We start from the raw sequence: 19,332 nt of genomic DNA on the forward strand, positions 1-19,332 counted from the left end.
AAAGGAAGTTCGACGGCGGGTGCCCACCCGCCGTCGAACCCTCACCCCATCAGGACGCTCTCTCAGATTCTGCAGCAGAAACCCGCATGCTCTATCACTTTTCTTACGAAAGTGAGAGAGCATGCGGGTTTTTCCTGCATCAAGTGAGAGAGCGTGCTGGGGCGAAGGTCTCTGTAAGCCGACCCCGCGAGCCGTGTGAAGGCCCGGGGTAGCTAGCGCGTGCCGCCCTGCCAGAGGGCGTCGAAGGGAGCCCCGGAGGCAACCCGGTTGCGGATCCCGGCGGTCACAAAGGCCTTGGCCGCCCGGGCTGCTTCCAGCGGCGTTGCACCCTTGGCCAGTTCCGCCGTCACCGCTGCCGCCAGCGAGCAACCGGCGCCGGACACCGCCACCTCGCCCACTTTCGGTTCGCTGAGCACTTCAAGGGTCCTGCCGTCGTAGTAGACGTCGACGGCGTCCGGGCCGGCCAGCCGCACGCCGCCCTTGGCCAGCACCACCGCGCCGCTGAGTTCATGGATGCGGATGGCCGCGGCTTTCAGGGACTCCACGTCCGTGATCTGCAGCCCGGACAGGGATTCGGCTTCGAAGTGGTTGGGCGTGACAAACGTTGCCAGGGGGAGGATCTGCGCCTTCAGTGCCTGGTCCGTGTCCAGTGCGTGCCCGGGCTCCTGGCCCTTGCAGATGAGTACGGGGTCCAGGACCACGTTGCGGAACTGTCCGGCCTCCAGCGCGCCTGCCACCGTGCTGATGGTCGCGGGGCTGCCCAGCATGCCGATCTTCACCGTGTCGAGCACGGACGGGGCGCCCGACGACGGGCCGTACGCCGCCGTCGTCGCCTCCAGTTGGTCGGCGATCACCTGCTGGTCAACCGGCACGAAGCGGTGGTTCCAGCTGTCCTCGGGGTTGAAGGACACGATGCAGGTCAGGTTCGCGATGCCAAAGACGCCGAGCTCCTGGAAGGTCTTCAGGTCGGCCTGGGCGCCGGCGCCGCCGGTGGCTTCGGAGCCTGCAATCGTCAGGACGACGGCGGGAGCGGCAGCGGGGGACTGGACGTCGGTGGGGACAGAAGTCATGGCTCTATCCTGCCATCCGGCGTCGGCCGCCCGCTTTGTGTGCCTGAACAGCGCGCTGAAAGGGACCCCGTTCAGTGGGACAATTGGGCGGACAGTGCTAATACAGCCGGCAGCCCCGTTATACCGGGCCCCGAGCGAACCACTACGAAACGGACTCCCCATGCCTTCAGCACCCGGCCAAAACGCCCTGCCGCAAACAACACCGTCCGGCCGCGGCGCCAAATTTGCCTCCATTGGTTCACCGTACTTCGGGATCATGCTGGCGTTCATGGCGGTGGTGTTGATTCTGTCCAACATTGGCGCGTCCAAGGGCGTGGCGATCGGCCCCGTCATCACCGACGGGGGTTTCTTCCTTTTCCCGCTGGCCTACATCCTGGGCGACGTGATCAGCGAGGTCTATGGCTTCAAGGTGGCCCGCAAGGCTATCTTCACCACATTCGCGTTGTCCGTCTTTGCGTCGCTCAGCTACTGGGTGATCATCGCCCTGCCTGGCTTCGACGACGAGTTCGGAACGTCCAAGCAGGCCGCCCTGGAAGGCGCCCTGGGCCCGGTACCGCAGATTGTGCTGGCGTCGCTGCTGGCGTTCCTCGCGGGGCAGACCATCAACTCGTGGATCCTGGTGCGGATGAAGGCGCGTTCCGGGGAGAAGTCCCTTTGGGCACGGCTGATGGGTTCGTCAGGGGCCGGCGAGTTCGTGGACACCCTGATTTTCTGCAGCATCGCCGCATCCGTCATCGGCATCACCGACTTCACGACTTTCGTCAACTATGTTGTGGTGGGCTTTGTCTACAAAACCCTCGTCGAGTTCATCCTGGTGCCTGTCACGTCGCTGGTCATCGGGTGGATCAAGAAGCGGGAGCCGAGCTACGGTGCTGTTCCCGAGCCTGCGGCCTGACCTTCCGCGCCAGCCCGCCTCCGCTGCCCGATTCGACGGTTCCCGGCACATTCGACGTCCGGGATCGTCTTACGTGCAGGGAACCGTCGAAACGGCCGCGCCTGCAGCCCGGTGCTCACCGCGCGGAGCCCTGGGCCAGCGCCCGGAGCACGCGGTACTTGAACTCCGCTTCGTTGAACAGGTCCTTCCACTCGACGCGGAGAAAGGTCCAGCCATCCTCCATCAGCGCCTTCTCACGCCGGCGTTCGTCGAACAGAACATCGTTGGTGGGCCGATAATCGAAGTACTTGGACTTGCCGTCGAACTCAAGGGCAACCTTCCGGTCCGGCCAGGCGAAGTCCAGCCGGTGCCGTCCGAGGTGGGTGTGGACTTCGTACTGCAGATCCGGCGCCGGGATCCTCAGCCTGTGGATTAGTTCCCGGGTAAGGCTCTCGCCGGCTGACTCGGAACGCGGGTCCGCCAGTTCGAGGGCCCGGCGCAGCGCCACGACTCCGTTGCGGCCGGCCAGCGCGGCGCAATGACTCCTTAGGAGGGAGAGGTCAGCGCCAAGCCTGGCAGCGTGATCTACCCGGATTACGGACTGCCGCAGATTGAGCATCAGGCAGCAGTCCACCACCGTGCGCTCCAAGGACGTACACGGCAGGCCTTCCACAAACGAAATGTCCCGGCTGACAAGACTCCTTGTGTGGGCAACTACGCCGCGTCCGTGCGAGATGCTGGACGGGCGGCCCGATTGGGTGACGTGCACCAGGTCATTGACGTCCCACAGGTGAAGCCGCCGCAAGCTCGCACCCGAGGTGTGGCTGTAGACGAAGCCGCCTGCCGACGTCGTTCTGGTTCCATGCGCGTGCGCATGGATGAACTGACGACGGCGCCCGGCGGCTTGTAACCCCGCCCACCAGGCGCCGCGTGCGTAGCAACCCCGCCGCACCCGGACCAGAATTCCTTGCCGGACCAGTGCCGAGATGGCCCGCGAATTCAGGCCCTGTTCGAGGAGTTCGTCTGTCCGCCAAAGATTTGTCGAAGGAGGAAGCGCAGCAAGATCGGACATGCTTCCACGATGGCGGGGCTGACTTCGACGCCCAACGCCGGACGAGGCTATGTGGACAAGCCCGTTACGACGGTTCCCCGCATAAGCGGTGATGCGGAACGTCGAGTGCGCAGGGAACCGTCGAAACGGCGGCTGCCCGCCTTTCCGCACCGCCAGCAGTTCCGGCGGCGACGGCGGCGGGCGGAGGGAGACGCCAAGGCGCTCAGGAGTAGTACTGCCCCAGCGTCTCGGCCTTGAAGTCGAAGAAGGTGCCGGATTCGATGGCCAGGCGGGCGTCGTCCACCATTTTCACCACGAACCGCTCGTTGTGGATCGAGATCAGGGTGGCGGACAGCATTTCCTTGCCCTTGAACAGGTGGTGGATGTACGCCCGTGAGTAATGCGTGCAGGTGTAGCAGTCGCAGCCGTCCTGGAGGGGACCGAAGTCACGCTTGTATTTTGCCCCGGACAGGTTGAACCGGCCCTGGGGTGTGTAGAACGCCGAGTTCCGGGCCACCCGGGTGGGGGAGACGCAGTCGAACGTGTCGGCCCCATTCTCAATTGCAGTAAAAATATCGTCCGGCTCTGAGATGCCCAGCAGGTGGCGCGGCTTGTCCTCCGGCAGTTCCTCGTTGCACCAGCGCACAATCGTTCCCAGGTTCTCCTTCTCCAAGGCCCCGCCGATGCCGAACCCGTCGAACGGCATGGCGCCCAGGTCACGGCACGCCTTCCGGCGGAGGTCCTCATACTGGGCGCCCTGAATCACGCCGAACAGGGCCTGGTACGGTTTCCCCGCCCGGGACGACGTGAGCCGGAAGTGCTCCTCAATGCAGCGCAGTGCCCACAGCCGGGTGCGCTCCAGTGACTCTTCCTGGTAGCCGCGCGAGTTCTGCAAGGTAGTGAGCTCGTCGAAGGCGAACATGATGTCCGCACCGATCTTGTGCTGCACCTGCATCGAGATTTCGGGGGAGAAACGGTGCCGGTCCCCGTTCAGGTGCGATTTGAACCAGACCCCGTCGTCGTCAATGTGGGCAAGGCGCTCTTTGCCGGGGGCAACGGCATCGTCAGGTCCGGACGCGTCCACAGATTTCATGTCAATGACCTTCTTGAAACCCGAGCCCAGGCTCATGACCTGGAACCCGCCCGAGTCCGTAAACGTGGGCCCGGGCCAGTTCATGAAGGCACCAAGGCCGCCTGCCTCGTCCAGGATGTCCGCTCCCGGCTGCAGGTAGAGGTGGTAGGCGTTGGCCAGCAGCGCCTGGGCCCCGAGGTCCGCCATGGACTCGGGCAGCACAGCCTTAACCGTGGCTTTGGTCCCGACGGCGATGAACGCCGGGGTCTGTATCTCCCCGTGGGGTGTGGTGATGGTGCCGGTGCGTCCCAGGAACTGACCCCCGTTCGAAGCTACCTGGGCAGCGGACGGCGGACAGGTTTCGGCAAGGCGGGTGCCAACCCGGAACCCGAACTCGGACTGCCGGGCCGACGCGCCCCGCGCCGCTTCATCAGCAAACGCGGGGTTGAAGCCGGGGTCTGCCGGGGCGGCGGAAGGGGAAGGACCGGAAGCAGGTTTGGCTGGCACCGTACCAGTGTGCCAGCAATCGCACAGGCCGCTCAGCTTACGGGTTCTGATGTGGGGTAGTTCTCAGCCCGCCACGAATCCCAGGAGGTGCGGATTGCATCAAGCCTGGCGGCACCCAGGCCGTACGTGGAGGCGATCACCAGGGATCCGCCGTCCGGCCTGACGTCTTCAATGGCAAGCTGGTCCGCCACCACAAGGAGTCCGTCACCATGGTCAGCATAGCTGTGGACCGTCAGTCCCACCTGGTGGTTGGTCCGGTACCAGACCTTTCCGGAGATCTCCTCGCCGGTGGCCAAGGTCAGCTGGTAGTTCTCACCCCGGGAGGGGAGATCGGCCAAACCGAGTTTTTCAATTCCTGAGCCTGGCCCGCCCGGTACCTGCAGGAACAACGTGCGGCGCTTGCCGTGCGGATGCCGTTCAAGTGCGAACCGGAGCTGCTGCAGGAACGTAAGCCAGCCCTGGGTGATGTCCTCGTCCCAGGCCGCCCACTCGGAGTTGTGGTCCACGGCAGCCCGGGTCACGCTGACCAGGGTTCCCTGGGGGACAGGCCTCAGCTCGAAGACGTCCCCGCCGTGGACTGTCAGGTTGGTGTGGTCCGGGGCCTCCTCCACGTCCGCGGAGAAGTATATTTCCTTGATCTCGGCGTCCAGGTCCTCGGCTTGCCAGCCGTGCCATTCGGCGACTTTGGACGGTTCGCGCAGCATTGTCCAGACCTGCGGCGCGTCAGCATTGATCACCACGCTCAGATTGTTAGTCATAGCCCCGAATGTACAACTCCGGCCGGACCCCGGGTAGGGGGAATTTCCTTAGGAGCGGACAGCCTCAAGTTCGTTGCTGATGCGGCGCTCCAGTTCCCCGGTGCCGATGGTTTCCGAACCTCCGTGCGCCCGGAGGAACAGCAGGGATTCGAGCCGCAGAAGGCGCCATTCCCGTTCGGCGTCATGGTTGGAGTTGTCGATCGACCGGAAAATTTCCTTGTCGTACAGGTTGGGTTCGTTGAGCGAGCGCTGCCGGACCTTGGCGGCCATCCTCGCCTTGAACGGATCGGTCTCCTGGTTTTCGGGCGTGCGGATCAGCCGCTCATAAACTTCGGCCCGCTCCTTCTGGCCATCCTGCCGGCAGATGTAGCTGGACAGCGCCAGGGACGCCTCCACCGAGGCCCACCGGCCGGGGTTCCCGTCATAGGGCAGGACGTTGAGCAGGTCCGCGACGGCCAGCGCGCCGTCCGCGTCCTTGAGGGTAATGAAGAGTTCATGGGCCAGGTCGCTGAGGTCCTTGAGGCAGCTGCCCGACTTGAAGTTCACGCCTTTGGCGAGCCGGTCGGCCAGCAGCAGCACGCCCGTCGCGTCCGGGTGGGCTTCCGCTGCAGTTTCCACCACAGATTCCGGCGTGCCTTCCGGAGCCGGGATCAGGGCGAGTTCCTCCTCGCCCGGACCGCTTGCCGCGGGGGGAACCGGGGGAAGGGGCGGTACGACGACGGCGGGAGCTGCTGGTGCCGCGGCGGGTGTTTCGCGGGGCCGCTCGTGCGGGGCCTCCTCGGAAGGCTCCGCCTCTGCTGGCTGCGGAAGCTGCGCCACGGCGCTGGCCCCTCCGTCGGTGACAGTCACGGTGGTGCCGACGGCGATGCGAAGTGTCCCGCCGCCGGAAAGGCTGGCAAGTACCAGGGCGGGTGCGCCGAAATCGTCCGTTTCCAGCTCCACCTGATGGATCTCCGCTGTCCGTTCACCGTCGGGCAGGAGGATACAGCTGCCGGTGGTCAGGGTCCCAGCCTGCTGTTCACGATGGTGCCGGGCGGCTGGTGTTTCGGTCATGGGAGTCCTTAAGTTCTCTTGCGGTCCGCCCTACAGTCTACAAAGGAGGGGGCCCGAAGTCGGGGACGCCGGGTGCGGCCGAGGGTGTCAGAATCCCACACCCGCGAAAGCAAGGGCCTGCCGGATGAGGCCACCCCGCCCGCCGCTGAACTCCACCTGGACGCCGGGACTGAGAACTTCGGCGGGGGTCATCCAGGTGAGTTCAAGGGCATCCTGGCGTGGCTCGCATTCGCCGGTTACGGGGATGACGTAGGCCAGGGACACGGCGTGTTGGCGCTCGTCCGTGAAGCCTGTCTGGGAGGGGGCGGGAAAGTACTCCGCGACGGTGAAGGGGACCGGGCTGATGGGCAGCTGCGGGAACGCCAGCGGGCCGAGGTCCTTTTCCATGTGCCGGAGAAGGGCTGCGCGGATGGTCTCGCGGTAGATGACGCGGCCTGAAACGAGGGAACGGACCATGGTGCCGTCCTCGTCAGCCTGGAGGAGGGTTCCCACCTCATTGACGAACCCCAGCGGATCCAACCGGACGGGCACTGCCTCGACGTAAACCATGGGCAGCCGCCCTCGCGCCTCAAAAAGGTCTTCTTCGGAGAGCCAGCCGGGATTCGGGTCAGGGGTGCGCACGTTCATGGTTAAGTTCTACCGCATGGGACGCCGCTCCGAGATCCATACCGTTGCCGGCACGTGCGGCGCGCCGGGGCCGGCGTCCGGATTGGGGACGTGGAGGGTGCTGCCGAATGCCTCTTCGGTGATGCTGGCCTCCACGCCTGCGGAGGCGAGCCTTTCCCGCAGAGGTTCGAGGCCGCCGTCGTACTCAAAGCCCATCCCTGAGCGTGGAGTTCCGGACGCCGGCCGCACCAGGAGCACCCCGCCGTTCTTGGCGGTGAAGTCGGCAGTTTCGTCAGCGTCCGGCACCGGGCGGGGGCGGGCACCGATGTGGCGCAGTGTGGCGGATACCGAGGCAGTGTCCTCCGTCAGCCAAACCCCGACGACGGCGAGGGCCGGGTCAGCGCCGGTGTCCTGGACGTTTTGGGCGGCTTTGTCAGCAAGGAAACTGAAACCGTCCGGCGCGGTAATCCTGCAGGCTTCGCCGCGGTCCGCCATGACCAGCCCGGCAGGCGTGGTTCCGTCATCCTGGGCGGCGAGGTTCGTCCGGCGGGCGAACTCAGCCAGGTCTCCGACTTCCACCGCCAACGCTGTGGTTCCGTCCTCTGCCGCTCCTTCCGGTACTTCCTTGAGGGCAAGGCGGCCCGAACCGGCGTCGAAGACGCGGAACCCGCCGTCGCCCTCGCTCAGGACCAGGCCCAGGGCGGTCAGGAGGCGGTCCCAGGCTTCGATGTTGGAGGTGAAGTGGAGGGGGCGGACACGCAGCATGGCTTCTCCTGTGCATGGTGTTGGGACTTTGGTGCCATCCTGCCACGGGGTCCGCCGGGTGCCGCCTCGCTTGTGCTGCCGGAGCGCAGGAGCAGAATAGGGCCATGGCTGTTGAACTCGAGGAACTGCTGGTTCCGGATGCTGCCGCCTGGCGCCGTTGGCTGGAGCAAAACCACAAAACCAGCCCCGGTGTATGGCTCGTCCTGCATAAAAAGGGCGGGCAGGTGACCCGCCTGGACTACGCGGCAGCGCTGGACGAGGCCCTGTGTTTTGGCTGGATTGACGGTCAGGCCAAACGGCGGGACGGTGAAAGTTCCTTCCAGCGGATGACGCCCCGCGGACCCAGGAGCCCGTGGTCGGCAAGGAACGTCACGTATGTGGCCCGGCTGGAGGCCGAGGGCCGGATGACGGACGCGGGACGGGCGGCGGTGAACGCAGCACAGGAAGACGGCCGGTGGGACAAGGCCTACGAAGGACAGGCAACCGCCGAAGTCCCGGCGGACCTGGCAGCGGCAATAGCCGCCGTTCCTGCCGCCCAGGCCATGTTCGATGTACTCACCAGGACCAACCGGTTCGCCCTGATTTACCGGACGAACTCGGTGAAGCAGGCCGCCACCCGGGAGCGGAAGATTGCCGGGTTTGTGGAGATGCTGGCCCGCGGTGAGGCGCCGTACCCGCAGAAGAAGCGTCCGCCGGTGCAGCAGTAGCAGTCATCAGGTGATGGAAGCGGCGGCCTCGATGGCCATCCAGGCCTCCAGCTGTGTGGAAAGGTTCACGCTGGTTCCAGTCGGGTAGGTGGCGTCCGCCGGGCAGGCCGCATGCATGGAGAAAACGGGCCGTCCGTGCTGACCATTGCGGATGCGGCCATCGCCCGGGCCGGCAGGACGCCTGCCGTCCCAGAACGCGCCGGCGGTGTCCAACACCAGCCGTGCAGCGGTAGCCCGGGTCCGTTCAGGAAGCCGGGGGTCGACTGCGGCGAGGGCGAGGTAGCGGCAGAGGATTCCGGTGAAGAGGCCGCCGTCGCCCGTTCCCTCGCAGCGCAGGACCATCCGGGGAGCACCTGGGGTGTCCTGGTCGGCGGAGGCGCTTTGCTCCGGAACCGTCAGCAGCCGCTCCACGCCCTCGACCAGCGCTGTGGCCCGGGCAAGATTCGCTTCGCCGCCGAGTTCAAGCAGCGCGCCCAGGACCGGGCCCTGGTTGTAGGTGTAGAGCGCCCTGTCGACCACCACGTTCCCTTCCGGGCTGAGCCGGGCGCCGTCGAGATACAGGCCCTGGTCCGGGTCGAAGAGGGTGGCGTCCAGCCAGTCCAGCAGGGACTGCGCCTTTGCCAGGTGGCCGGTGCGGGCATAGAAGAGAGCGATGGGTGCAGTGGCGGGCGTGTTCTTGAAGTCCCGCTTTTTGCTCCAAAAGGCACCTCCGCCCATGTCGCCGGTGGAGGCGGCGTCGAACTGCAGGGTGAGTGAAGCGCGGATGCCGGCATAACGCTGCCCGGTCTCCTTTGCCAATTGGTCGAGCCGCAGGACGGCGAGGGCGAGCCAGGCCATGTCGTCGTAATAGTTGTTGACGAGGGTGAACGCGTTGCGCAGCCACATCCCGGTCACCAGCCTGGACGCCAACTGCCGGGCGGTGGCCCTGCCGGGGCCGTCGAACCGTGATGCCGGTGTTGCGCCGTTTCCCAGTTCCCGCCGGCCGGCATCCACCAGGCAGTCAACGTAGTGGGCTTGCCACCAGTAATGCCAGGGCCGGAGCAGGTGCCCCTTCAGGGAGTACCGCACGGCAGGGGCCGGCCATTTCACCGACCCGAGGTGTGTTCCCGGCAGGAAAAACAGCTTCCTGCCGAAAAGAGCGGTCACCGAACGGGCGGCCGCGTTGGCCCTCTCCTGCCAGTCAACGGGAGAAGAGGCGTCCGCGAAAGTCATGGCTTCCACCCTAGCCGGGTCCGGCGGCATGCCGGACGGTGGCCAGGTAGTGCAGATCGGCCGCCATTTCAGTTAACATGCACTAACTAATGCTTCGCGGTCACCTGCGGGAGCAGGCACGCATCGAGGAGGATGTATGGACGTTACCGGGAGTGTCGCGCTGGTTACCGGGGGCGCCTCGGGACTGGGGGCAGCTACCGCCCGCAGGTTGTTCGACGGCGGCGCAGCAGTGGTGCTGCTGGATCTTCCGTCCTCCGCAGGCGCAGCTTTCGCGGAGGAGCTGAACAGCAGAACTCCGTCAGGAAACCCCCGACAGTCCGCCGTCTTTGTACCCGCGGATGTAACGAACGAAGCGGACGTCCAGGCTGCTGTCGACGCCGCGACGGCGCTTGGACCCTTGCGGATTGTGGTCAACTGCGCCGGCATCGCCACTCCGGGAAAGGTTTTGGGCCGGGAGGGGGTGCTTCCACTGGAGGCGTTCAACCGGGTTATTCAGGTAAACCTGGTGGGGACCTTCAATGTGCTCCGCCTCGCAGCAGCGGCAATGGTCACCACTGAGCCGGTCATTACAAAGCTGGGCGGACCCGAACGGGGCGTCATCATCAATACCGCTTCCGTTGCTGCCTTCGAAGGACAGATCGGCCAGCCCGCCTACGCGGCGTCCAAAGGTGCTGTTGCAGCCATGACCCTGCCCATTGCACGCGAGCTGGCGCGCTCGCTGGTGCGGGTGGTCACCATAGCTCCTGGAATCTTCGAAACGCCCATGATGGCGGGACTGCCGCAGGAAGCCCAGGACTCCCTGGGCGCCCAGGTGCCGCACCCCTCGCGCCTGGGAAAGCCCGGGGAATACGCCAGCCTCGCGGCGCACATCGTGGACAACGCCATGCTGAACGGTGAAACCATCCGGCTTGACGGCGCCATCCGGATGGGACCGAAATGACCAGCACTGCCCATCCCGCCGATGGAACCGTATCCAGTCTGCCCCCGGCTGACTTCTTCGCCGTCGAATCCCTGCTGAACCAGGCCGAGCGGGAGAAGCTGGCGGAACTGCGTGAATTTCTGGCCGCGGAAATCGCTCCCTTCGCAGGAGACTGGTGGAACAAGGCGGAGTTTCCGGCGCACATCCTGCCCAAACTGGCGGCCCTGCAGCTGAGCACTCCGGCGCAGCGCGGCTACAGCCACTTGTTCGCTGGGCTGGTGATCGCCGAAATGACGCGGGTGGACACCTCGATCGCCACCTTTTTCCTGGTCCATCACGACCTCTTTGTGGAGTCCCTGTATGCCTTCGGCAGCGAGGACCAGAGGCACCGGCTGCTGGACGACGCCTCGAACCTGCGCATTACCGGCGCCTTCGCCCTGACGGAACCGGGCCACGGCTCCGATGTCGCCGGTGGCATGGAGACGCGCGCCCGGAGGATCTCCTCCGCCACGGGAGAGCCGGATAAGGACGGGGACACCTGGGTGCTGAACGGGGCAAAACGGTGGATCGGCAACGGAACGTTCTGCGACTACATGCTGGTGTGGGCCCGGGACGAGGCGGACGGAGCTGTGCGGGGGTTCATTGTGGACGCCACCCTGCGGGGCGTCAGCAGGTCCCGGATTGAAAACAAGATTGCCTTGCGGACCGTCCAGAACGCCGACATTGTCTTCGATAACGTCCGGGTGGCGGAAGCGGACCGCTTCGTTGCCGTCAACAGCTTCGAGGACACCAACGAACTCCTCCGGGGTTCGCGCATCATGGTCGCCTGGCAGGCTGTGGGCCAGCAGCTGGCGGCCTTCGACGTCGCCCGGGAGTACGCCGTCGAACGCCGGCAGTTCGGGCGCCCGCTCGCGCAGTTCCAGCTGGTCCAGCAGCAGCTCGTCACCATGCTCGGCAACGCCGTGGCGAGCATGGGGATGATGGCGGGGCTCGCAAGGCTGCAGGACGAAGGGGCCGCTGACATGCCGCAGGTGGCCCTGGCCAAGTCCTATATCAGCGCCCGGATGCGGGAGACAGTGGCGCTGGGCCGGTCCATCCTGGGCGGCAACGGAATCGTCACTGACTACCGGATGGCGAAGATCTTCGCGGACGCGGAGGCCATCTACACCTACGAAGGGTCATTCGAGATCAACAGCCTGATCGTTGGCCGGGCCGTCACGGGCGTCTCGGCGATTGTTTAGTCACCTGCGGGGTACGGCTGCATCTCGCCGGCCTCTATTCGGATGTCCAGCGAATTGTTCCTAACGGGCATGGGGCAGGTGCCGTAGGGGGTAAAGGCGCTGGGATAGTTGATGGCCCGGTTGAAATCCACGACAACTGACCCGTCCGGCCGGGGCCGCGGCAGGGCAAGCTTCCGCCAGTCATCGGTGGTGTCGCCGTTAGTTTCATCGTGGAACGTTACGGTCAGGGCGCCGAGTTTTTCCTCTTCCGCCTGCAGCCGGAATTCGTGCCCGCTGCCGTGAAGGCGGAATACCACCTCGCCCACCGTGCGGTGTATCCCGCCCACCAGCGGATTGGCCGTCGCGATGGGCACATCCACCGGCTCCGGGTACGCCTCGAACCTGCCGGCCACCTCCCAGCGGGGGTTGTATGGGTAGGTGGGGACGCCGTCGAATTCTGTGAAGATGGGGGAGCCCGAGTCCCGGGTGCGGATGGCGTACCTGCCTCCGCGCCTGGCCAGCTCAACCACAACCTGCGTCCCGTCCCCGCCGCCGAACCCCACCCACATCAGGGACTCCTCGTCGGCGAGGGCGGCGGAAACCGTGCCATGGACGGGCTTGCCCGAGTCCACCAGAGACAGGCCGTCAGCCGGCGCTGCGGTGAGCGCCGCCGTCGTACCGTCCGTTGACCAGAGCCCGGGCGCGAGGTCGACGCCGGCGGGAGTCTCCTCCAGCCACTGGAAGGAGGTGAGGGTCAGCCAGCCGTGGGGGGCGGCGAGGGCCTTGTTCCGGTTGTCGCGGAAGCGCTGCCAGCGCTCCGCCCTGGCCGCTGGAATGGTGCTCATGGTTCCCTTCCCTTGTTTCGTCTGCGCCGGCTACAACCGCGCAGCGCGGGTGTTCATTCCACGGCGACGCCGCCCGCCCTGTTGAATGGGTACGTGGACATTTTGGCAGGGGTAAGCAGTGAATCGCTCAGGGCGCTGACCTGGATCAGTGCAGCTGTTTTGGGAGCGGCCATGCTTCTGTGGCGGCGGCACCGCCCGGACCAGGCGCTGTTGGGGGCCGTCCTTGTGTTTATGGCGGCCAGCACCGGCGCAGGCATCTACGTCCTCAACCACTGGAGCGACGGCCGCTGGGGCGGCGACGCGCAGTCCAGGCTCAGTCCGCCGCCGTTGTCCGGTGCGCCAGTCGTGGGTGACTTCCTGAAGCCCCTGGAAGCGGCCCTGGGCGGCATGGCCGACGGTGTCAACGACTTCATCGACTTCCGGGCGGCCCTGCCGGTGGCGCTGGACTTTTTTGCTGCAGCAGGATGGGCCTTGGCTGCCGCCGTTCCGGCAGGGCTGGTGGTCCTTGCGGTCAATGCCCGGGCTGCCAGGCGTCGGAAGGCCGCACTGGTTCGCTACAGGACCGAGCTGGAAAGGCTCCGCATGGAGCTGGAGGGCGTCAAACGCCACGTCGGTTACCCAACGAATGACATTTTCCGAGACGGATTCCCGTGACGTGCCGCACAGCGGGTAGCATCGTTAGCTAGTAACGTGGCTCACAGTATCCAGCGCAGTGTACGAGCCAAGCCCGAAACCCTCGAAAGACAGCTTCCATGGCTCACACTGCAGCACATTCTGAAACCGACCTTGCCTCCGAATTGAGGGCAGACGTCCGCCGCGTCTCCACCCTCTTGGGTGAATCCCTGGTCCGCCAGCACGGTCCCGAGCTCCTGGACCTCGTGGAGCAGGTCCGCCTCCTGACGAAGGAATCCAAGGAAGCTGCCCGCGGCGGCGCCGATGCCACCGGCCCGTGGAGCGCGCACGACGTCGTGGCCCAGGTCCGCGAGCTCCTCGGCTCCCTGCCCATCGAGCAGGCCACCGACCTTGTCCGGGCCTTTGCCTTCTACTTCCATCTCGCCAATGCCGCCGAACAGGTCCACCGCGTGCGCGGGCTGCGGACGCGGGCGGAAAAGGACGGCTGGCTCGCAAAGACCGTAACGGAAATCGTTGAGCAGGCCGGCCCCGGCGTGCTGCAGGAAGTAGTCAACGGGCTCGATGTCCGTCCCATCTTCACTGCCCACCCCACCGAGGCGTCACGCCGTTCAGTGCTGGACAAGATCCGCAAGCTCTCCGACGTGCTGTCCCAGCCCACCAGCGAGGGCACCGCGGCCCGCCGCCGCCAGGACCGGCAGCTCGCCGAAATCATCGACCAGATGTGGCAGACGGATGAACTCCGCCAGGTCCGGCCCACGCCGGTGGATGAAGCACGGAACGCCATCTACTACCTGGGCGGCATCCTCACCGACGCCATGCCCGAAATGCTCACCGAGCTCTCGGAACTGCTGGGCGAACACGGAGTCAGCCTCGCGTCCCAGGACGCCCCCATCCGTTTCGGTTCCTGGATTGGCGGTGACCGTGACGGTAACCCCAACGTCACCGCCGCCGTAACCAGGGAGATCCTGCAGATCCAGAACCAGCACGCAGTCCGGATCAGCATCGGCATGATGGACGAGCTGATTTCCATCCTCTCCAACTCCACCGCGCTTGCCGGCGCGGACAAGGCGCTGCTTGAATCCATCGACGCCGACCTCAAGAAGCTGCCGGGGCTGGACCGGCGGGTGCTGGAGCTCAACGCCCAGGAGCCCTACCGGCTGAAGCTCACCTGCATCAAGGCCAAGCTGATCAACACCGGCAAGCGGGTGGCTGCAAACTCGAACCACGAGCACGGCCGGGACTACAGCGGCACTGACGAACTCCTGGCGGACCTGGAACTGCTGGAACTCTCGCTCCGCAACCACTCGGCGTCGCTCGCTGCCGACGGCGCCCTTGCCCGGGTCCGCCGCGCCATCGCTTCCTTTGGCCTGCACCTGGCCACCCTGGACATCCGCGAACACGCCGACCACCACCATGACGCCGTGGGCCAGCTCATGGACCGGATCGGGGGGCCTGGGCTGCGCTATGCGGAACTGAGCCGCGGGGAACGGTTTGAGGTGCTGGGCTCCGAACTCGCCTCCCGGCGCCCGTTGTCCGGCCACCCGATCAAGCTCGACGGCGCCGCGGACGGAACGTACGACGTCTTCCGCGAAATCCGCCGCGCCCTGCGCATGTACGGCCCGGACGTCATCGAGACCTACATCATCTCCATGACCCGCGGAGCTGACGACGTCCTTGCCGCCGCGGTCCTGGCCCGTGAAGCCGGCCTGGTGAACCTCTTCGGTGAGAAGCCGTACGCCAAAATCGGGTTCGCGCCGCTGCTGGAAACCGTGGAGGAGCTGCGGGCATCCGCCGAGATCGTGGACCGGCTGCTGTCCGACCCCTCCTACCGTGAACTCGTGCGGCTGCGCGGGGATGTCCAGGAGATCATGCTGGGCTATTCGGACTCCAACAAGGAATCCGGCGTAATGACCAGCCAGTGGGAAATCCACAAGACCCAGCGCAAGCTGCGGGACGTTGCCGCCAAACACGGCGTGCGCGTGCGCCTGTTCCACGGCCGCGGCGGCTCCGTTGGCCGCGGCGGCGGACCCACCTACGATGCCATCCTGGCCCAGCCCAACGGCGTCCTGGAAGGTGAAATCAAGTTCACCGAGCAGGGCGAAGTCATCTCGGACAAGTACTCGCTGCCCGAACTTGCCCGGGAAAACCTTGAGCTGTCCCTGGCGGCCGTGCTGCAGGGATCCGCCCTGCACCGCGACCCGCGAACCTCCGCCGACCAGCGGGAACGGTACGGGCACGTGATGGAAACCATTTCCGATGCCGCTTTTGAACGGTACCGGAACCTGATCGACGACCCCGACCTGCCCGCCTACTTTCTGGCCTCCACCCCAGTGGAACAGCTGGGCTCGCTGAACATCGGCTCCCGCCCGTCCAAGCGTCCCGACTCCGGCGCGGGACTTGGCGGCCTGCGGGCCATCCCCTGGGTGTTCGGCTGGACCCAGTCCCGGCAGATCGTCCCGGGCTGGTTCGGTGTCGGCTCCGGCCTGAAGGCTGCACGCGAGGCAGGGAACTCGGCACAGCTGGTGGAGATGTGGGAGAACTGGCACTTCTTCCGGTCCGTGCTGTCCAACGTGGAGATGACCCTGGCCAAGACTGACCTGGACATCGCCGGATATTACGTGTCCACGCTGGTCCCGGCCGAGCTGCACCACATCTTCAGGGCCATCCGCGAGGAGTATGAGCTTACGGTGGCCGAGGTTCAGAACCTGACGGGGGAGAACCTCCTCCTGGACGCCCAACCCACGCTTAAGCGTTCCCTGGAGATCCGCGACCAGTATCTGGACCCCATCAGCTACCTGCAGGTGGAACTCCTGCGCCGCGTCCGCTCAGAGAGCGGAAGCATCAGCGGGGCCGAGATTGACGAACGCCTGCAGCGGGCCATGCTCATCACCGTCAACGGCGTGGCGGCAGGCCTGCGCAATACGGGCTAAGACGCTCTCTCACTTAAAGGCGGTTTTCCCCGGACGCTCTCTCACCCGGGGTAAGAGCGTCCGGGGTTTTCCTGCGTGAAGTGAGAGAGCGTCTCGGTAGGGTTGGGGCATGCCTTCGTTCCAAACCCGCCTGAAAATCACCGGCCTGAAGCCTGGAAACCCGCCCGAAGCCGTTATGGATGCAGCGGTGGAGGCGCTAGAAACACGCCACCATGTGGAGTCGAACCAGCTGCAGATAGCCGGAGGGGTTCCGCAGCTGAACCTCCGGTTCCTTGTTGAGGCGGCGGAGTACAGCGGCGAGAACCATCAGGCGCTGGAATCGGCTGCCATGATGCGCGACGCCGTCGAACGCGTTGCGCTGACCGGTTCGCTGATGGTGCTGCGTCGCAGCCGCGGCCGCTGGTCTCCTGTCGGCAACGGCTAGGCCAGGGGAGGCTCCGGCTCCTCAACGGGGGACCTGCTGCCGCGGCGCCGGGTCACGATAACGCCCACGACGACGCCGATCACGAGTCCCAGCGCCACTCCGATCAGCGAGCTGGCCCAGAAGGGCAGCCCGGTTGCTGAGCCGGTGAAGTACCCCAGGCCCACCAGCCAGCAGGCCCAGAGCACTGCGCCGAGGCCCGCACACAGGCTGAAGCCGCGGACTGAGACGTTGGCGATCCCGGCAGTGGCGGACGTGGCGAGCCTTCCGCCCGGGATGAAACGGGCCCCGATAATGGCTCCGTATGTGGACGAACGGCCGGCCTTTGCGATGGCGTCGTGGATTCCGGAGTGCACGCGGCGGCCCCACTTCCAGCGGTCAAGGATGTGGCTCAGGCGCCTTCTAAACAACTGGAACACCACAACGTCGCCGAGCCATGAGGCCAGGGCGGATAAGGCCAGCACCAGCAGCACGTTGGCCCTGCCGTCAGCGGAAAGTGCCCCGCCGGTGATCACCACCATTTCGGACGGGACGGGCGGAAAGATGGCATCGCCCAGCACGATGGGGATGATCCAGAAATAGATGGCCGTCCCCCAGCTGTCAGCGTAGCTGTTGTCCATTGCCACAAGGTACCGCAGATAGGGACTGCAGGAACCGTCGGCTTGGAACGCCGTGACGGCCGGCCGCGCCATGGCAGCCAGCACGAGTCAGAGGCAACGGGAACCGGCGGCCTCGCTGAGCTGCAGCCGGCTCCTGTACTCCACCGGCCGTCCGGAAATCGGGTCAACGAAACGGATGCCACGGGCCAGGAGCTGCAGCGGCCGGGCGTAGTCGTCCGGAGCCTTGTCCAGCAGTTCAGGGTAAAACGCGTCATGAACGATTCCCAGCCCCAGTGAGGCCATGTGCACCCGCAACTGGTGGGTTTTTCCCGTGTGGGGTTCGAGCCGGTACAGCGCCCGGCGCGGGGGAGTGCCGGGAGCGCCGCCGTCGAACACCTCCAGCCGCTCGATCCGGGTTTCTGCGTTGGGCTCGCCATCGACCACTTCGGCCAGCAGGTAGCTGCGGGACTTCGTCATGCGGTTGCGCACCACCACGGGAAATTCGACGGCGGGATACCCCTGGGCGGGTTCCGCGGCGGAGACACACTCGTAGTCTTTCCGGACCTGGCGCCTCTCAAACAGGACCTGGTACCTGCCCCGGGTTTCCGGATTGGTGGAGAGCAGCAGGACGCCGGCGGTCATGCGGTCCAGCCGGTGCATCGGGATCAGGTCCGGCAGGTCGAGTTGGTTCCGCAGGCGCACCAGGGCGGATTCCTGGATATATGTCCCGCCCGGCGTGGTGGGCAGGAAGTGCGGTTTGTCCACCACCAGCAGGTGCTCGTCCTGGTGCAGGATGTCCAGTTCCACGGGAATACGGGTTTCGGGCGGCAGCGTCCGGTAATACCAGATGAACGTGTGGTCCTGCAGTGGAGTGCCGCGGTGCAGCGGGACCCCGCCCTCGCCAACGATCTCGCCGGCGTCGAACCTGTCCTCGATGCCCTGAGGATCAATGTGGCCCCACCGGTGCATCATGTAGTCCATGGCCGTGTCCCACGGTCCCTCTTCCGGAAGGCGGAGGCGGGTTGCGTTGACGCCGTCGCGCACGGGGAGGGGGGATTGCATCACCGCACAATTCTATTACCGTCCACGACTTCGGCGGCGCCGGGGACTCCGGAACCACTGCCAAGGCGTGGGGCAACTTCCTGGAAAAGGTTTACGCGCAATAGGGACGATTGGCAGATGGACCTCATCCGTGAGGGCTGGGTCAGGCTGCCCACCCCTGACGACGGCGTCCGAGCTGGTATCAATACGCCAGACAGCGGTTGGCAAGGTCCGCGAAGGCGTCAACGGCCGTCACGCAGTAGCAACTGGCACGGCGTCCTCAGGCGGCCGAAGGAGCATCCGGCTCCCGAACCCGCAGGGTTATGACGAGAGGTCAGCAAGCCGGGATTTTCTGCGAGAGTTGTATCCGTGCTTACCCGCAGACTCCTCCAGCTTTTCCTTGGCCTTGCCATGTACGGCATTTCCCTCGCCCTGTTTGTCAGGGCTGGACTGGGTTTGGACCCATGGGATGTTTTCCACCAAGGCGTAGCCGGCAGGACCGGGCTCAGCATTGGCGTGGTAATCATCATCGTGAGCTTCCTGGTACTGCTTCTGTGGCTTCCCCTGCGGCAGCGCCCCGGTTTCGGAACGCTCTGCAACGCCGTGCTGGTGGGTGTATTCGCCGACATCGGTCTGGCTCTGCTTCCTGCTGTCTCCCACCTGGGCGGCAGGATCGGCATGCTGGCCGGCGCGGTGCTGCTGAACGGGATCGCCTCAGCCTGCTATATCGGTGCCCGCTTCGGCCCCGGCGCCCGCGACGGGCTGATGACAGGACTGGCGCGGCGAACGGGCTGGTCCGTCAGGTTGTCCCGCACCCTCATTGAAGTGGTGGTCCTGGTGGTCGGCTGGATCCTTGGCGGCTCGGTGGGAGCGGGGACGGTTGTCTACGCCCTTGCTATCGGGCCGCTTGTCCAGTTGCTGCTCCCGGTGTTCATGGTGCCGGCAGCGCTCTCTGCAGAGGCCGGTTCCCATAAACGCAGCGACGACACAGCCGCCGCTGCGCCGGAACCGCCCGCCGGCAAGGGCTGACGCAGGGCTCCCGCAGCAGG

19 protein-coding genes are annotated in these 19,332 nt (G+C 65.8%); 8 read left to right on the forward strand and 11 right to left on the reverse strand.

The window, feature by feature from the left end; translation table 11 throughout:
* Window positions 1-212: 212 nt before the first annotated feature.
* Complete coding sequence (locus AC5RTE_RS07075) at window positions 213-1,070, reverse strand: hydroxymethylpyrimidine/phosphomethylpyrimidine kinase (protein ID WP_494040676.1); 858 nt, start codon at window positions 1,068-1,070, stop codon at window positions 213-215.
* Window positions 1,071-1,230: 160 nt separating this feature from the next.
* Between AC5RTE_RS07075 and AC5RTE_RS07080 the strand changes: the two genes are divergently transcribed.
* A complete protein-coding gene (locus tag AC5RTE_RS07080; protein ID WP_494040677.1) occupies window positions 1,231-1,965 on the forward strand; it encodes a queuosine precursor transporter in 735 nt (244 codons plus the stop codon).
* A 115-nt stretch (window positions 1,966-2,080) separates the two neighbouring features.
* Here AC5RTE_RS07080 and AC5RTE_RS07085 read toward each other — a convergent pair whose 3' ends face one another.
* The 6 genes from AC5RTE_RS07085 to AC5RTE_RS07110 form a co-directional block, all read right to left on the reverse strand.
* Window positions 2,081-3,016, reverse strand: a complete 936-nt coding sequence (locus AC5RTE_RS07085) for a type IV toxin-antitoxin system AbiEi family antitoxin domain-containing protein (protein WP_494040678.1) — start codon at window positions 3,014-3,016, stop codon at window positions 2,081-2,083.
* Between the two features lie 202 nt (window positions 3,017-3,218).
* The gene (gene tgt / locus AC5RTE_RS07090) at window positions 3,219-4,574 is read right to left on the reverse strand and encodes a tRNA guanosine(34) transglycosylase Tgt (protein ID WP_494040679.1); all 1,356 of its coding nucleotides are present in this window, start codon (window positions 4,572-4,574) and stop codon (window positions 3,219-3,221) included.
* Window positions 4,575-4,606: 32 nt separating this feature from the next.
* A complete protein-coding gene (locus AC5RTE_RS07095; RefSeq protein ID WP_494040680.1) occupies window positions 4,607-5,332 on the reverse strand; it encodes an SRPBCC family protein in 726 nt (241 codons plus the stop codon).
* Window positions 5,333-5,380: 48 nt separating this feature from the next.
* On the reverse strand, window positions 5,381-6,385 hold the full coding sequence (locus AC5RTE_RS07100) for a DUF6707 family protein (RefSeq protein WP_494040681.1): 1,005 nt from the start codon (window positions 6,383-6,385) through the stop codon (window positions 5,381-5,383).
* Between the two features lie 87 nt (window positions 6,386-6,472).
* Window positions 6,473-7,012: an NUDIX hydrolase family protein gene (locus AC5RTE_RS07105; protein ID WP_494040682.1), complete on the reverse strand. Its 540-nt coding sequence runs from the start codon at window positions 7,010-7,012 to the stop codon at window positions 6,473-6,475.
* Window positions 7,013-7,021: 9 nt separating this feature from the next.
* Window positions 7,022-7,756 carry a VOC family protein gene (locus AC5RTE_RS07110; protein ID WP_494040683.1) on the reverse strand — a complete coding sequence of 245 codons (735 nt, stop codon included), beginning with the start codon at window positions 7,754-7,756 and terminating at the stop codon, window positions 7,022-7,024.
* A gap of 104 nt (window positions 7,757-7,860) precedes the next feature.
* On the opposite strand from AC5RTE_RS07110, the gene AC5RTE_RS07115 reads away from it, so the two are divergent.
* Window positions 7,861-8,463 (forward strand): YdeI/OmpD-associated family protein, encoded by a 603-nt coding sequence (locus AC5RTE_RS07115; protein WP_494040684.1) that lies wholly within the window; start codon window positions 7,861-7,863, stop codon window positions 8,461-8,463.
* Window positions 8,464-8,469: 6 nt separating this feature from the next.
* On the opposite strand, the gene AC5RTE_RS07120 is transcribed toward AC5RTE_RS07115, so the two are convergent.
* On the reverse strand, window positions 8,470-9,675 hold the full coding sequence (locus tag AC5RTE_RS07120; RefSeq protein WP_494040685.1) for a glycoside hydrolase family 76 protein: 1,206 nt from the start codon (window positions 9,673-9,675) through the stop codon (window positions 8,470-8,472).
* A 136-nt stretch (window positions 9,676-9,811) separates the two neighbouring features.
* Here AC5RTE_RS07120 and AC5RTE_RS07125 point away from each other — a divergent pair, with 136 nt between their 5' ends.
* Together AC5RTE_RS07125 and AC5RTE_RS07130 are read left to right on the forward strand one after the other, a co-directional pair.
* The gene (locus AC5RTE_RS07125) at window positions 9,812-10,615 is read left to right on the forward strand and encodes an SDR family NAD(P)-dependent oxidoreductase (RefSeq protein WP_494040686.1); all 804 of its coding nucleotides are present in this window, start codon (window positions 9,812-9,814) and stop codon (window positions 10,613-10,615) included.
* On the forward strand, window positions 10,612-11,835 hold the full coding sequence (locus tag AC5RTE_RS07130) for an acyl-CoA dehydrogenase family protein (RefSeq protein ID WP_494040687.1): 1,224 nt from the start codon (window positions 10,612-10,614) through the stop codon (window positions 11,833-11,835). The genes AC5RTE_RS07125 and AC5RTE_RS07130 overlap by 4 nt, the downstream gene beginning before the upstream one ends.
* On the opposite strand, the gene AC5RTE_RS07135 is transcribed toward AC5RTE_RS07130, so the two are convergent.
* Entirely contained in the window at window positions 11,832-12,659 is an 828-nt protein-coding gene (locus AC5RTE_RS07135) for a DUF1684 domain-containing protein (RefSeq protein WP_494040688.1), read from the reverse strand. The two genes, AC5RTE_RS07130 and AC5RTE_RS07135, sit on opposite strands and share 4 nt — an antisense overlap.
* Window positions 12,660-12,752: 93 nt before the next feature.
* On the opposite strand from AC5RTE_RS07135, the gene AC5RTE_RS07140 reads away from it, so the two are divergent.
* The 3 genes from AC5RTE_RS07140 (at window position 12,753) to AC5RTE_RS07150 (ending at window position 16,646) form a co-directional block, all read left to right on the forward strand.
* The gene (locus tag AC5RTE_RS07140) at window positions 12,753-13,313 is read left to right on the forward strand and encodes a hypothetical protein (protein ID WP_494040689.1); all 561 of its coding nucleotides are present in this window, start codon (window positions 12,753-12,755) and stop codon (window positions 13,311-13,313) included.
* A 98-nt stretch (window positions 13,314-13,411) separates the two neighbouring features.
* Window positions 13,412-16,222 carry a phosphoenolpyruvate carboxylase gene (ppc, locus tag AC5RTE_RS07145; protein WP_494040690.1) on the forward strand — a complete coding sequence of 937 codons (2,811 nt, stop codon included), beginning with the start codon at window positions 13,412-13,414 and terminating at the stop codon, window positions 16,220-16,222.
* Window positions 16,223-16,331: 109 nt separating this feature from the next.
* Complete coding sequence (locus AC5RTE_RS07150) at window positions 16,332-16,646, forward strand: hypothetical protein (RefSeq protein WP_494040691.1); 315 nt, start codon at window positions 16,332-16,334, stop codon at window positions 16,644-16,646.
* On the opposite strand, the gene AC5RTE_RS07155 is transcribed toward AC5RTE_RS07150, so the two are convergent.
* Together AC5RTE_RS07155 and AC5RTE_RS07160 are read right to left on the reverse strand one after the other, a co-directional pair.
* Entirely contained in the window at window positions 16,643-17,263 is a 621-nt protein-coding gene (locus AC5RTE_RS07155; protein WP_494040692.1) for a DedA family protein, read from the reverse strand. The two genes, AC5RTE_RS07150 and AC5RTE_RS07155, sit on opposite strands and share 4 nt — an antisense overlap.
* Before the next feature lie 87 nt (window positions 17,264-17,350).
* Window positions 17,351-18,304 carry an RluA family pseudouridine synthase gene (locus tag AC5RTE_RS07160; protein WP_494040793.1) on the reverse strand — a complete coding sequence of 318 codons (954 nt, stop codon included), beginning with the start codon at window positions 18,302-18,304 and terminating at the stop codon, window positions 17,351-17,353.
* 348 nt (window positions 18,305-18,652) lie between these two features.
* On the opposite strand from AC5RTE_RS07160, the gene yczE reads away from it, so the two are divergent.
* Entirely contained in the window at window positions 18,653-19,312 is a 660-nt protein-coding gene (gene yczE / locus AC5RTE_RS07165) for a membrane protein YczE (protein WP_494040693.1), read from the forward strand.
* Window positions 19,313-19,332: the final 20 nt, after the last annotated feature.

The sequence above is a fragment of the Arthrobacter sp. K41 genome (assembly GCF_059089645.1).

Coding starts and splice junctions, on each gene's coding strand:
- AC5RTE_RS07075 (WP_494040676.1), bottom strand. CDS start 1,070: ATGACTTCTGTCCCCACCGACGTCCAGTCCCCCGCTGCCGCTCCCGCC.
- AC5RTE_RS07080 (WP_494040677.1), top strand. CDS start 1,231: ATGCCTTCAGCACCCGGCCAAAACGCCCTGCCGCAAACAACACCGTCC.
- AC5RTE_RS07085 (WP_494040678.1), bottom strand. CDS start 3,016: ATGTCCGATCTTGCTGCGCTTCCTCCTTCGACAAATCTTTGGCGGACA.
- AC5RTE_RS07095 (WP_494040680.1), bottom strand. CDS start 5,332: ATGACTAACAATCTGAGCGTGGTGATCAATGCTGACGCGCCGCAGGTC.
- AC5RTE_RS07100 (WP_494040681.1), bottom strand. CDS start 6,385: ATGACCGAAACACCAGCCGCCCGGCACCATCGTGAACAGCAGGCTGGG.
- AC5RTE_RS07105 (WP_494040682.1), bottom strand. CDS start 7,012: ATGAACGTGCGCACCCCTGACCCGAATCCCGGCTGGCTCTCCGAAGAA.
- AC5RTE_RS07110 (WP_494040683.1), bottom strand. CDS start 7,756: ATGCTGCGTGTCCGCCCCCTCCACTTCACCTCCAACATCGAAGCCTGG.
- AC5RTE_RS07115 (WP_494040684.1), top strand. CDS start 7,861: ATGGCTGTTGAACTCGAGGAACTGCTGGTTCCGGATGCTGCCGCCTGG.
- AC5RTE_RS07120 (WP_494040685.1), bottom strand. CDS start 9,675: ATGACTTTCGCGGACGCCTCTTCTCCCGTTGACTGGCAGGAGAGGGCC.
- AC5RTE_RS07125 (WP_494040686.1), top strand. CDS start 9,812: ATGGACGTTACCGGGAGTGTCGCGCTGGTTACCGGGGGCGCCTCGGGA.
- AC5RTE_RS07130 (WP_494040687.1), top strand. CDS start 10,612: ATGACCAGCACTGCCCATCCCGCCGATGGAACCGTATCCAGTCTGCCC.
- AC5RTE_RS07135 (WP_494040688.1), bottom strand. CDS start 12,659: ATGAGCACCATTCCAGCGGCCAGGGCGGAGCGCTGGCAGCGCTTCCGC.
- ppc (WP_494040690.1), top strand. CDS start 13,412: ATGGCTCACACTGCAGCACATTCTGAAACCGACCTTGCCTCCGAATTG.
- AC5RTE_RS07150 (WP_494040691.1), top strand. CDS start 16,332: ATGCCTTCGTTCCAAACCCGCCTGAAAATCACCGGCCTGAAGCCTGGA.
- AC5RTE_RS07155 (WP_494040692.1), bottom strand. CDS start 17,263: ATGGACAACAGCTACGCTGACAGCTGGGGGACGGCCATCTATTTCTGG.
- AC5RTE_RS07160 (WP_494040793.1), bottom strand. CDS start 18,304: ATGCAATCCCCCCTCCCCGTGCGCGACGGCGTCAACGCAACCCGCCTC.